General features: G+C 71.0%; 10 protein-coding genes and 1 pseudogene. 3 read left to right on the forward strand and 8 right to left on the reverse strand.

Going from position 1 to position 11,990, the window contains the following annotated elements:
• Nucleotides 1–72: 72 nt before the first annotated feature.
• Nucleotides 73–732: a hypothetical protein gene (locus ACZ7LS_RS21555; protein WP_382519577.1), complete on the reverse strand. Its 660-nt coding sequence runs from the start codon at nt 730–732 to the stop codon at nt 73–75.
• A 314-nt stretch (nt 733–1,046) separates the two neighbouring features.
• Here ACZ7LS_RS21555 and ACZ7LS_RS21560 point away from each other — a divergent pair, with 314 nt between their 5' ends.
• Both ACZ7LS_RS21560 and ACZ7LS_RS21565 read left to right on the forward strand, forming a co-directional pair.
• Nucleotides 1,047–1,997, forward strand: a complete 951-nt coding sequence (locus tag ACZ7LS_RS21560; RefSeq protein WP_385130361.1) for an aldo/keto reductase — start codon at nt 1,047–1,049, stop codon at nt 1,995–1,997.
• Nucleotides 1,998–2,160: 163 nt separating this feature from the next.
• Complete coding sequence (locus ACZ7LS_RS21565; RefSeq protein WP_382519581.1) at nt 2,161–2,787, forward strand: hypothetical protein; 627 nt, start codon at nt 2,161–2,163, stop codon at nt 2,785–2,787.
• A gap of 139 nt (nt 2,788–2,926) precedes the next feature.
• On the opposite strand, the gene ACZ7LS_RS21570 is transcribed toward ACZ7LS_RS21565, so the two are convergent.
• Together ACZ7LS_RS21570 and ACZ7LS_RS21575 are read right to left on the reverse strand one after the other, a co-directional pair.
• Nucleotides 2,927–3,940 carry an NAD-dependent epimerase/dehydratase family protein gene (locus tag ACZ7LS_RS21570; RefSeq protein WP_382667488.1) on the reverse strand — a complete coding sequence of 338 codons (1,014 nt, stop codon included), beginning with the start codon at nt 3,938–3,940 and terminating at the stop codon, nt 2,927–2,929.
• A gap of 75 nt (nt 3,941–4,015) precedes the next feature.
• Nucleotides 4,016–5,086, reverse strand: a complete 1,071-nt coding sequence (locus ACZ7LS_RS21575; RefSeq protein ID WP_382519585.1) for a Gfo/Idh/MocA family protein — start codon at nt 5,084–5,086, stop codon at nt 4,016–4,018.
• Between the two features lie 296 nt (nt 5,087–5,382).
• On the opposite strand from ACZ7LS_RS21575, the gene ACZ7LS_RS21580 reads away from it, so the two are divergent.
• Entirely contained in the window at nt 5,383–6,348 is a 966-nt protein-coding gene (locus tag ACZ7LS_RS21580) for a LysR family transcriptional regulator (protein ID WP_385130366.1), read from the forward strand.
• A 93-nt stretch (nt 6,349–6,441) separates the two neighbouring features.
• Here ACZ7LS_RS21580 and ACZ7LS_RS21585 read toward each other — a convergent pair whose 3' ends face one another.
• The 5 genes and pseudogenes from ACZ7LS_RS21585 to ACZ7LS_RS21605 form a co-directional block, all read right to left on the reverse strand.
• On the reverse strand, nt 6,442–7,077 hold the full coding sequence (locus ACZ7LS_RS21585; protein WP_385130369.1) for a hypothetical protein: 636 nt from the start codon (nt 7,075–7,077) through the stop codon (nt 6,442–6,444).
• Nucleotides 7,078–7,258: 181 nt separating this feature from the next.
• Entirely contained in the window at nt 7,259–7,867 is a 609-nt protein-coding gene (locus ACZ7LS_RS21590) for a hypothetical protein (protein WP_382519591.1), read from the reverse strand.
• 65 nt (nt 7,868–7,932) lie between these two features.
• Nucleotides 7,933–8,469 carry a hypothetical protein gene (locus ACZ7LS_RS21595; RefSeq protein WP_385130373.1) on the reverse strand — a complete coding sequence of 179 codons (537 nt, stop codon included), beginning with the start codon at nt 8,467–8,469 and terminating at the stop codon, nt 7,933–7,935.
• Between the two features lie 311 nt (nt 8,470–8,780).
• Nucleotides 8,781–9,926, reverse strand: a pseudogene (locus tag ACZ7LS_RS21600) (family 43 glycosylhydrolase); the annotation flags it as partial.
• 124 nt (nt 9,927–10,050) lie between these two features.
• Nucleotides 10,051–11,990 (reverse strand): NPCBM/NEW2 domain-containing protein (locus ACZ7LS_RS21605; RefSeq protein WP_471065178.1); only part of this gene is annotated, 1,940 nt, incomplete at its 5' end.

An 11,990-nucleotide genomic window follows, 5' to 3' on the forward strand; every position in this document is an offset into this window, starting at 1 on the left:
TGCCTTCACTCCGACCGGTCGGTACGGTCGGGCGGTTGGCGGCCGCGCCAAGGGGGCGGCCGCCTTCGGCCATCAGGCCGGCAGGGCACCGCCGCCCGGTGCGAGCCGGGTGGGAAGCGGAGCGTGTGGGTGCTGCCGGCGGTGGGGCGGCGCCCTGACCCCGCGCCTCGGCGGGGCACGGAACCCGGTCGGAGTGACACGGGGCCCGTCCGCCCGGACGAGAGGCAGCAGCGGACACCGGGGCGCCGTCCGTACGCGGAGCAGAGCCGCCCGCTCGCGTGCGGCGTCGATCAGGAAACGCAGGGGCTGACGCAAGGCGTCGGCGACGCCGAGCAGCCGTCCCGCGAGCACGACGACGACCACGTGGGCGGCCAGCATTTCCCACGCGGGATGCGCGCTGCCCGTGGTGTGCTCCAGCCAGAGGGCCGCGGTTCGCGATCCGGCGGCGGCACAGGCTCCGGGCAGGGTGTAGGCGGTGTGGAAGGCGAGTTGGGCTCCGGCCAGCGCCGCCAGCGCCTGCTGAGGGGAGAGGGTGCGGCGGCCGAGGACGCCCACTGCCATACCCAGGGACGCGACAGCCGCACACGCGGCGATACCGGCAGGCGCGTGCCCGTCGAAGACCCATTGCCCCAGCAGCGGGAGCAGGACACTCAGCGCCGCGAACCCAGCCGCCCGCGCCGCGCCGGACGTGCGCCGCGCGCCCGGTTCGGTGGCGGGTGCCGTCGGTGACATGGTGTCGCAGCTTCCAGGGGTGTGTGGGGAGGGCGGGCCCGGCGGAGAACGTGTGTCATGCGGTACGGGGTTCGTGGCGGCGCTTTGCCGACGTGGCTTCCGCCGTAGCCTACCGGGGCGGACCGAGGTGGCCGAGCCGGGCCCTGCCGCCGGTCCTGCGCACGCCGCGCGGTCCAGCGGGCACGCGCCGTTTCCCGTGAAGCGATCCCGCGAAGCGATCAGGTGCGCCGAGCGTTTCCCGGCCGGGCCCCGAAGTCATTTGGCCGGGGTCCGCGCCTGTGGAAGGCTGACCGCCCGTGACAACGAATGCGAACATGGCCCAGGACCTGGGCGAAGAACGGCTGTTGTACGGGTGCATGGGGCTCGGCGGGGGCTGGGACACCACACCGTACGGCGCGGCGGACATCGCGGAGGCCGAGGCCGCGATCGAGGCGGCACTCGACAGTGGGATCACGGTGTTCGACCTCGCCGACATCTATCGGCACGGGAAGTCGGAGGCGGTGTTCGGCGAGGTTCTCGCACGGACCCCCGGGCTGCGCGAGCGCATCGTCCTGCAGACCAAGTGCGGGATCCGGCTGGCCGACGGCGACCGGCCGGGCATGTACGACCTGCGGGGCGAGACCATCGTCAGCCGGGTCGAGGAGAGCCTCGGCCGCCTGCGCACGGACGTCATCGACGTACTGCTGCTGCACCGGCCGGACCCGCTGGCCGATCCCGAGGACGTGGCCCGCGCGCTGACCTCGCTGCACCGGCAGAAGCTGGTGCGCGCGTTCGGGGTGTCCAACATGAGCGCCGCGCAGATCGCGCTGCTCCAGTCCCACCTCGAATTCCCGCTGGTGGCGGATCAGTTGGAGATGAGTCTGCACCGCAGGGACTGGCTGGAGGGCGGTGTGCTGGTGAACACGCCGGAGGAGGCGTCGGTCGGCTTCCCCCAGGGGACGCTGGAGCACTGCCGGGCCAACGGGATCCGGGTCCAGGCCTGGGGCGCTCTCGCGCGGGGCCGCTTCACCGGCCGGCAGGAGACGCCCGTCGAGCGGGCGACGGCACAGCACGTTGCGGCGCTCGCCGAGTCGAAGGGCACGACACCGGAAACGATTCTGCTGTGGTGGCTGCAGAGGCACCCGGCCCGCATCGCACCGGTCGTCGGCAGCGCCCGGCCCGAGCGCATCCGCGCGTGCGGCGACGCGGCACTGCGGGGCCCCGAGCTCACCCACGAGGAGTGGTACTCACTCTGGATCACCGCGCGCGGCGCCGCGCTGCCGTAGCCGGACGGCCGGGCGACCCCGGTCATCCCGGCGCGGAGGTCACGTCGGCTTCCCGTCCTTCCGGCGCCGTACGCCCCGGCGTACGGCGCCCCCTTGACGGGAACATGCCCCCGCAGGATCCTTACCGACCGGTAACCGATCCGTCGCCGGCGAGGGGGAGACGATGACCGACGACGCCCGAGCGGCACTGGAACAGCTCCGTGACGCGAGTCAGTTCGAGTGGTACGTGATCCCGCTCCTGCTGCTGGTGCTCTACGCGTACGCCGCCGAGGTGGAGCGCCGGAACTGGGACGTGCTGTTCGCCGGGCTCGCCCTGTGGGGCATGGACTGGTTCAACGAGATCTGGAACGCGCTGGTCTTTCACTTCAGCGGGCGCGCGCCGGTCTGGGGCGCCCGGGGAGACACGGCGTACCAGATCCTCATCGGGCTGAACATCGAGATCTGCTTCATGTTCGCCGTGATGGGCATCGTCGCGGCGAAGGTCCTTCCGCCGCGCGGCACGCGTGTCCTCGGGCTGCCGAACCGCCCCGTGCTGATCGCGGTGAACTCCGCCGCGGCGGTGGGCGTCGAGATCGCGCTGAACAGAGCCGGTGTGCTCACCTGGGAGTGGGACTGGTGGCGGGCCGGCTTCCCGTTCGTGCTCTTCCTCGTCGGCTACGTCCCGTTCTTCGTGGCGTGCTTCGTCGTCCACGACATGCCCAGGGTGCGCACGAAGGCCGTCACGGTCGGGGCGATCCTCGGTATCGACGCCCTCGCGCTGGCCGTGTTCGGCACCCTCGGCTGGTTGTGAGCCGCGGTACCGGTGTCGCCACGACGACGCCCGAGGCGCCGAACGCCCGTGTGACGGGAGGTTTTTGGGCTTTCCCTCACCTGATCCTCCGTCACACGGGCGCACCAGGGTGCGCCGCGCCGTGGTGCCCGGTGGCCGCCTACGACATGCGCGGCCGGTGGGCGTCGATCAGCCGGTCCATGAGGGCGTCGAACCGCGCGTCGACGACACGCCGGGCGGGGTCCTCGTCGTGCCACGCGACGATCTCCCGCGCGCCCTCCGAGAACGGTATGGACGCCGTGAACTCCGGTACCACCCGGCGGATCTTGCCGTTGTCGAAGACCATGGAGTGCGCCTTGTCACCGAGCAGGGCCTCACCCCACTGCGGGTCGGCCGCGGCGATCGCGTCCGAGGGCACGTGCACGAGCCGCGGTTCCACACCGGCGGCCTCGGCGACGGTCCGGTAGATCCGGTCCCAGCTCAGCACTTCGTCACTGGTGATGTGGAAGGTCTCGCCGAGTGCCTCGGGATGGCCGAGGAGCCCGACGAAACCGCGGGCGAAGTCCGTGTGATGGGTGAGGGTCCACAGCGACGTCCCGTCGCCGTGCACCAGCACCTCCTGTCCCCGGCGCATGCGCTCCACCGCCGTCCAGCCGCCGTCGAACGGCACGGCGGTGCGGTCGTAGGTGTGCGAGGGCCGCACGACGGTGACCGGGAACCGACCCTCGTCATGTGCCCTGCCGAGCAGTTCCTCGCAGGCGATCTTGTCGCGGGCGTAGGCGGAGTGGGGGTTGTGCAGCGGCGCGGTCTCGGGGAGGGGCAGCTGTCCCGGGGGCCGCTGGTAGGCGGCTGCCGAGCCGATGAACACGTACTGGCCGGTCCGTCCGCCGAACAGCTCGACGGCGCGGGCGACATGGTCGGTCGTGAAGCCCAGGAAGTCGACGACGACGTCGAACTCCCGGCCCTTGAGCGCGGTGCGCGTCCCGTCGGTGTCACGGATGTCGGCCGTGATGACGGTGGCGCCGTCGGGAACAGGCCGCGCCGAGGAGACACTCCGGTTGAGCACGTGGAGATCGGCGCCGAGCTCGGCGGCGCGCCGGGAACAGGCCGAGCTGATCACTCCGGTGCCACCGATGAAAAGGATTTTCAGGCGGTCAAGACGGCTCTGGGTCATGAGAGGTTCGTGCTCCTCGGGGGATCTGGCGGATGGAACGTCCGGCGCCGTGCGGCACCGGGGGGCGAAGGAGTGTCACTCGCCGGGGTAGGCGACGCCCAGGTCGCGGCGGATCTCGTCGAGGGCGCGCATGACCCGCAGGGTCTCGTCGAGCGGCATCAGGTCGGACTCCAGCCGCCCGGCCGCCACGCACCGGGCCGCTTCGGCCGCCTCGTAGCAGAGCCCGCCCTCGCGCTGTGCGGGGACGTAGGAGTCGAGCACTTCGCGCTCGCGGCTGATCAGGCGGACCGTGGCGGGTGCGTAGAAGTCGCCCTCGATCTCCAGCCGGGCGTGCGTGCCCGAGATCGACGCCGTGGTCGGGGTGCGGGCGAAGAGAGTGGTGTTCAGGACGCCGTGCGCGCCGGATTCGCTGGTGACGACGATCGACGCCTGTCCGTCGACGCCGGTGAAGGCCTTCTCCCCCACGGCGGTGAGCGACGCGAACGGTCCCAGCACCATCGACGCGAAAGAGACCGGGTAGACGCCGAGGTCCAGCAGCGCTCCGCCCGCCAGTTCGGGGGCGAAGAGCCGGTGGGCCGCGTCCGGGTTCATGAACTGGCCATGGTCGGCGGCGACGGTGCGCACCTCGCCGAGCAGTCCGGAGCCGAGCACCTGGCGGATGACGTCGATGTGCGGCAGGAAGCGCGTCCACATCGCCTCCATGAGGAACACCCCGCGTTCCCTCGCGGCCTCGATCAACCGCTCCGCCTCGCGGGCGTTGCGGGTGAACGCCTTCTCCACGAGCACGTGCCGGCCGGCCTCGATCGCCTGGAGGGCGTGGGCGAAGTGGGCGGAGTGCGGTGACGCGATGTAGACGATGTCCACCCGCTGGTCGTCGAGCACTTCGGCGTAGCTGCCGTACGCCGCCGGTATCCCGAACCGGTCCGCGAACGCGCGCGCCCGCTCCAGGTCGCGGGACCCGACCGCCACCACTCGCTGCTCGGTGTGCGTGCGCAGCGCCTCGACGAAGCTCCCGGCGATGCCGCCGGGAGCGATGACGCCCCAGTTCAGAGGCGGCGCGTCGCGGGGAGACGGGGTCCGTGGTGCGGGCAGCGTCCGGCGTACCGCGTGCTGTGCGTGTCCGTCGGCCTGGCGTGGCTGCGACATGGGGCTCCTGTTCGGGACGGGGCGCGGGGGCGCGGTGAACGGCACCGGAGTCACATCGTCGTGACGCTCCGGTGGGCAACACGTCCGGGGCAGGACAACCACCCATGGCGAGTGAGCGTTTCCGGCCGGACGACACTGCGGGAGAACCGCTGACCTCATACTGGTCCTGATGACGGTCTTGTTCAACCGTGCTTCCGCCCTCGGCTCGCCCCGTCGCGTCGGACAACCACCGGCCGGGGATGCACCGGGGATGAGGGCGTGTACCGGCGGAACGAGGGCCGGTGAAAGGGGAACACATGGCCGGCGCGGGTCCGGACGACGACCTGATCGATCTTCGGCTCCTCAAGACCTTCATGGCCGTCGCACACGAACTGAGTTTCACACGGGCCGGTGCGCGGCTCCACCTCACACAACAGGCGGTGTCGTCCCAGGTACGGGCGCTCGAAGCCGGCCTGAACGTGCAACTGTTCCGGCGGACCACCCGGAACGTCCACCTCACCCGGGCCGGCAAGCTGCTCCAGGAGCGCATGCGGCCGGTCCTCCAGGCCATGGAGGAAGCGATCATCGACGCACGCGAGGTGGCCGGCCACGACGGGGTGATCCTCGTCGTCGGTCACACCGCGTCGGCCGGGCACCGGCTGCTTCCTCGTGCCGCGGGCCTGCTGAACCGCAGCTCCCCGGAGCTCCAGCTGCGCAGCGAACAGCACACGGAACTCGGTCTGCGGTCCGCCGTCGCCGAGGGGCGCGTGCATCTGGGCGTGGGGCTGGAACTCACCTTCGGCGGGAGCCGGATCGCCAGCCAGGAGGTGGGGCGCGAGGCGTGGTGCGCCGTGGTCGGGCCACAGCATCCACTGGCCGCTCGCGGGCGGGTGGCCACAGCGGACCTGGCCGCGTACGAGTGGCTGAGCTGGCCGCGCTCCAGCCATCCCGGGCATTGGCGCGCGGTCCACCGGCTCGCCTCCATGACGATGCCGCCCCCGGCCGTGACGGAGACCTGGCTCAGCATCGCGCATGCCCGCCTCACCACCAGCGATGCGGTGATGCTCCAGCCGCAGTCCTACACGGCGCACCCGCCGCAGGGCCTGGTACCGCTCGAAGTGGAGGACGCGCCGCACGGCCGGTTCTCCGCTGTCTGGAGCATGCTGGCCACACCGCCCTGCCTGAACCAGCTGCTCCCGGCCCTCACCAAGGCGGCGGAGTACCCACGGGCGTCCCGTGCGCCGGGCCGGAGACCGCAGGAACCGGTGCCGGCGCACTGGTGAAAGCACCGGCCACCGGTGTCACGAGGGAGGAGGAGGGTTCCGCTGTCCCGTCGTCCGGACCGAGGTGGCTCCGCGGCCCGCGGCCCGCGTGTCCTACGAGCAGTACATGGCGCGCTCCTCCGCCGTCATCGGCCTCTCCCGCTGGGTCTTGACGCTGGGTTCCTCCGTGGCCGGACCCGTGGCCTCGAAGGGCACGTACCAGTAGCGCTTCCCCTGGAACCGGTCCTTGAAGATCAACTCGTAGGTGCCCTTGACCTTCTGGAGCTTGGGCGCCCGGGTCACCCAGCCGACGTACCCCGGCGGAACATTGAGGAACGTCGTCTGGCCCTCGGTGTGTGACGACGCCCAGGTGCGCTTGTAGGACTGCTCGAAGGCCAGCTTGAAGACCGGCCCGAAGGGGAACTTGTTCTCCAGCTCCTGGCGCAGCGACACGCCGAGGCTGTTGGACTCCCCCGTGGTGTCCTCCCACGCCCGCGCGGAGGTCTGGGGGTCCTCCGTGCAGTTGTAGGCGAGGTCACCGACCTGATGGTCCTCCCCCGGCACGATGGACACATCGCCGGACGGGTGGAAGACACACTTCTTGGTGCCGTTGTTGCACTTCGCCAGCAGCTCGGCATCGGACGGCCGAGTGTCGGCGGCCTGCGCCGAGGGGACGGTCAGCAGACCGCCCCCGGCGACCAGCATCGCCAGGACACCCGCCAGGCGGGCACGGTTACGCGCGTGCGACATGATTCAGGGTCTCCTTCTACGAGTTCCAGGAGTTCGACGAGTGCTCTGCTCGACGGGTGCTCTGCTCGACGGGTGCTCTGTGCTCGACGAGTCCTCTGTGCTCGACGGGTGCTCTGTGCTCGACGGGTGCTCTGTGCCGGGCGCGTCCGCCGTGTCCGGCGAACCGCCGTGGCACGTACTCTCAGCAATGGTTCGCCTTCTCCTCCTCCGTCATGGCCCTGGTCCGCTGGGCCATGCTGCTGGTGTCCAGCGGACTGGTGGACTCGAAGGGGACGTACCAGTAGCGCTTTCCGCGGAACCGGTCCTTGAAGATCAACTCGTAGGTTCCCGTGACCTTCTGCATGTCGGGGGTCCGCGTCACCCAGCCCACCTGGCCGGGGCGCACGTCGACGAACGTCGTGGCGCTCTCGGTCTTCGCGGTCCGCCAGGTCGTCTCGAAGGATGTGGTGATGCTGGTGCTGAAGACCCCTTCCCAGCCGAGACCGACCGTCATGGACAGGCCGACGCTGTTGGACTCCTCCACGGTGTCCGACCACGAGATGCCCGAACGCTGCGTGAGCGAGGTGCAGTTGTAGTCCTCGTCGCCCACCTTGCGCACCGGACCGGCGAATTTGACCGGTGGACCGCTGGGGTGGAAGACACACTTCTTGGTGCCGTTGTCGCACTTCGCCAGCAGCTCGGCGTCGGACGGCCGGCTGTCGTCGGCCTGCGCCGTGGGAACGGTCAGCAGACCGCCCCCGGCGACCAGCAGCGCCAGGACACCCGCCAGGCGGGCACGGTTGCGTGACATCCTCGGGGAGCCTCCGGAGCGACGGTCGGTCTTCGAACGCGGTATCTCGGACACGGACATCCCCGTCACCGGAATTCGATGGACTCGGCGAGGTCGTTCCACTGCGTGTCGAGCACCGGTGTCAGGTCCTTGAAGCGGGGCGAGGCCACTCCCTCCAGGTAGGACCGCGTGTACAGGGTGACCTCGCACTCCGCCCAGCCCTGGACGGAGGAGACCCTGCCCTTCCACTCGTCCGGGAGGTTGAAGTAGAAGGCGGTCTTACGCTCGGGACCGCAGGGACGGCTGCCCCACAGGGTGATCGAGTCACCGCCGTAGCGGTAGTCCTCGAAGAGGGTGCCGATCACCACGTCGGTGGGCTTCTCGACACGGGTCTGAGCCCCGCCGGGGTTGCCCTTGATCCTCACGTCGGCGTACCGCTGGGCTTCTTCAAGGGTGCTGAAGCACTTCTCCTCCCCGTTGCCGACGTTGGTGGTGCAGTGATTCCCGTTCTCGTCGGGCGCGGCGTCCGCCGGGCCCACGGTGACGGACACCGTGCAGACGACTCCCAGAATGCCGGCGCCCGTGATCGCTGCCAGCTTGTTACGCCGTTTTCTGCTGCCCATTCGCCGCGACTCCTCACATGTGAAATGACCGCCCGACCGGGTCGTCCCGGCTCGCGACGTGGATGCTCAGGCCCGTGGTGACACGCTCTCCCACCGGACACTCGCCATCTTGCAGTGACCGTGGGACGGGGTTCAACAACAACCACTGCGCGCGCGGGAGTTGTTGTGAATGCCAGGGGCGACGTCGCCCTATGCCCCGTTCTTCCCTTTTATTACGGGCGGCTTGCTTGTGAACCCGGCGAATACGCCTCTGACCTGGTACGGAGCGCCCGCTGTCGCTCGCCGGGCGACGCTGCTCATGCCACCGGGCGCCGGAACTGCTGGTGGGTGCCGCTGCCGCAGGTGTACTGGAGAAGGCGGGCACCGTCGGCGGTGGAGGCACAGGTCACATCGAGGCACTTGCCACTGTGCTGGGCGACGAGGCGGTAGTACGGCCCACCGCCCACACCGCTGAGGGTGCCCGCCGCGGTGTCGACGGAGATCTGCGGGTACCACGGCAGGGTCATGGTGGTACGGGTGGGGAAGGACAGCGGAAGCCAGACGTACTGCGAGTCGTTGACCGTGCCGCCGGGCCAGGAGTTGCCCCAGCGATCGCCCAGGTAGAGGTACGACGTACCCGAGGTGCCCTGGACCGGCAGGACGAAGGTGGTCTGGGAGCCGTAGCCGGTGCCGTCGCCGACATCGGCCATGGCGGTCCAGGGGCCGGTGATGCTGGTGGCGGTGGCGTACCGCTGCTGGTTGGGGGCCCAGCCGCTGTTGCCCGACGACAGCATGAAGTAGACGCCGTCGCGCTTGAACAGCGCCGGTGCCTCCCGGAAGCCGCCCGGCCAGGGATTGGCGGCCAGGCTCTCGTAACCGGTGTAGTCGGCGTTCAGCCGGTAGATCCGCAGGTCGGCGTTGCTGGCGGCGGACGTGATCTGGCACGCGGTGCCGTCGTCGTCCTTGAACAGCGTCTGGTCGCGTGACGTGGTGCCGTCCGGCGGCCGGAAGCTGCCCTGCCAGCTGTAGTCGCCGTCGACCGTGCCGGAGACGGCGACAGCGGCACGGGCCTCCTTGTAGTCGGTGCCGTTCTCCTTGTGCATCCACATGACGTAGGTGCCGGTGGTGCTGTTGTAGACGACCTTCGGCCGTTCGATGTTGGCCACCGCCAGTTCGGGGTCGCTGTCCCGGGTCAGTACGTCACGCCGGAACTCCCAGGTCTTCAGATCGGTCGAGCGGTGCACGGAGACGGCTTTGAAGGTGTTGTCGGCGTTGCGGTTCTCGCCGAACCAGTAATACGCGGATCCGGCTTTGATCATCCCGCCGCCGTGGGCGTGGACCGCGGCGCCGCTGGTGTCCTCGAACTGGGTCCCGTTGGTCACGACGGCCGGAGCCGCCTGCGCGGGCGCCCCCGCGCAGAGCAGTGCGGCCACGCTCGCACAGGCGACCAGCAGACGCAGGATGGCGCGTTTGTCCATGGAAGGCTCCTTCACTGAGGGAGCGGGGGCCGCGCCGCCCGCCTCATGGCATGCACAGCACTCACCGCGCGGCGCTCACCGCGCGGCGGTCGTCCGTGTGACGGCGGAGAGACCACGGGCGGTCTCAGACCCGCACGTGAGCCTCCGCCCACGAGGTGTGGTCGTACGAGCCGTCGCCGTTGGCGTCCTGCACGACCAGCCGCAGCAGCTGAACGCCCGTCACATCCACGTCGACGGACTTCGGTCCGCCGGCGGCCGTGAGCGTTCCGCTGTCGAAGAGCCGCACGCCGTCCCCGAGGACACGGGCCAGGACACCGCCGGCGGCGGACTGCCCGGCCGAGAAGTCGTCGATGCCCACGCGTGCGGTCAGCCGCTTCGCCCGTCCGCCCAGGTGGTAGACGATCTCGGACGGCGCGTGCACGCCCAGCCCCTTGGCGTACGTGGTCCCGCCGAGGCGGATCGGCGTGCCGTCGCCCGCGGCCTGCTTGCCGTTGCTGGTGTCCCGTTCGACCGGCCCCCAGCCGTTGCTCGCCGACACCCAGTCGAGGTCGCTCAGATACGTGTCGGAGGTGGGCGGCGCGGGCAGCGACGCGACGGTCCCGGTGGTGCGGTCGTCGCCGAACCGCAAGGTGTTCCCGCCGTACGAGGCGGTGGCCTCGGCGCGCAGGGGGAACGAGGCGTCGACGGCCGCGTCCGAGGGCGGTGTCACCTCCCAGGCCACGACGAGCGCGCCGCCCGCGGCGAGTTGGTCCGCGGTGACCGGTGTGGTCGCGCGGGCCTGCCAGCCGTCCGGCACGTCGAGTGTCACCCGGGGGCCGGTCCAGGCCGAGGCCGAGGCGTTGCCGAAGGTGGCGCGGGCCGTGAACGCCTTCCCTCGGGCCACGACGCCGGGGACCGTCAGAGACACGCCGTAGGGTTCGCGCACGTACGTGTCCACCCACGACGCGCGCAGCAGGGCCGTCAGCTCCGCGACGTCCGACGGGCGCGCGGCCGCGAGGTCGTTCTTCTCCCCCGGGTCCGCCGCGAGGTCGTACAGCTCCAGCTGCCACTGGGCGTCCGGCACCGTCCGGTCGCGCGCGGGGGCGAACCGGACCGCTTTCAGGTCCCCCTTGCGTACGGCCTCCGCCAGCCTGAGGTTGCGTCCCTTGTCGACGGCGTCCGCGCGGCCGGTCGCGTACGGGTCGTTGCGCATCCAGTACAGCCGCGGGTGCCGCGGTGCCGTGGCACCGGTCAGCAGCGGGGCCACCGATATCCCGTCCACGTCGCGCGGCGCGGACGCGCCGCCCAACTGGGCGAAGGTGGGCAGCAGATCGGTCAGCGGGGTCGGCCGTCCCGTGGTGCCCGCGAGGACCGTGCCCGGCTGCCAGGCGATGAGCGGCACACGCACTCCGCCTTCGTACAGGTTGCGTTTGTAGCCGCGCAGGGGGCCGTTGGCGTCGAAGCGGTCCGGGTCGACGCCACCTTCCTCGTGCGGGCCGTTGTCGCTGGTGGTGAGGACCAGCGTGTCCCGGTCGACGCCGAGCGCCTTGAGGCGGTCCACGACCTTGCCGACGAGCGTGTCCAGCCGGGTCACCTGGGCGGCGTGCCCCTTGTCCGCGGCGGGCCAGGGGCGGCTCGCGTACTCGCCGTCGCTGGGGATGTCCGAGGGCGCGTGCGGGGTGGTCGGGGTGAGGAACAGCAGGAACGGCTCGTCGGCGTGGGTGTCGATGAAGTCCAGCGCGCGCCGCTCGATCAGGTCGATGGCGTACGCGCCTTTCGCGCCGTTCGCGTTCTCGGGGATGTCGGTCCGCTCGCCGTTGTGCCACACGTAGCCGGGGTAGTACTGGTGGGCGTGACCGTGCCCGATATAGCCGTAGAACTCCTCGAAGCCCCGCGCGTTGGGATGGCTCGGCTGATCGGCCTCGTCCGGTCCGAAGCCCCACTTGCCGACGCATCCCGTGCGGTAGCCGCGGGCGCGGGGGGGGGGGGGGGGAGGAGGGGGGGGGGGGGGGGGGGGGGGGGGGGGGGGGTGGGGGGTGGGGGGGGGGGGGGGGCGGGGGGGGGGGGTGGTGGGTGGGGGGGGCG

It is taken from the genome of Streptomyces sp. NPDC039430, from assembly GCF_055639435.1.

Bases quoted from the DNA above. Each gene is read 5' to 3' on its own strand.
- ACZ7LS_RS21570 (WP_382667488.1), bottom strand. From the start codon at position 3,940: ATGACCCAGAGCCGTCTTGACCGCCTGAAAATCCTTTTCATCGGTGGC.
- ACZ7LS_RS21595 (WP_385130373.1), bottom strand. From the start codon at position 8,469: ATGGGCAGCAGAAAACGGCGTAACAAGCTGGCAGCGATCACGGGCGCC.
- ACZ7LS_RS21560 (WP_385130361.1), top strand. From the start codon at position 1,047: ATGGCCCAGGACCTGGGCGAAGAACGGCTGTTGTACGGGTGCATGGGG.
- ACZ7LS_RS21575 (WP_382519585.1), bottom strand. From the start codon at position 5,086: ATGTCGCAGCCACGCCAGGCCGACGGACACGCACAGCACGCGGTACGC.
- ACZ7LS_RS21580 (WP_385130366.1), top strand. From the start codon at position 5,383: ATGGCCGGCGCGGGTCCGGACGACGACCTGATCGATCTTCGGCTCCTC.
- ACZ7LS_RS21590 (WP_382519591.1), bottom strand. From the start codon at position 7,867: ATGTCACGCAACCGTGCCCGCCTGGCGGGTGTCCTGGCGCTGCTGGTC.
- ACZ7LS_RS21565 (WP_382519581.1), top strand. From the start codon at position 2,161: ATGACCGACGACGCCCGAGCGGCACTGGAACAGCTCCGTGACGCGAGT.
- ACZ7LS_RS21555 (WP_382519577.1), bottom strand. From the start codon at position 732: ATGTCACCGACGGCACCCGCCACCGAACCGGGCGCGCGGCGCACGTCC.
- ACZ7LS_RS21585 (WP_385130369.1), bottom strand. From the start codon at position 7,077: ATGTCGCACGCGCGTAACCGTGCCCGCCTGGCGGGTGTCCTGGCGATG.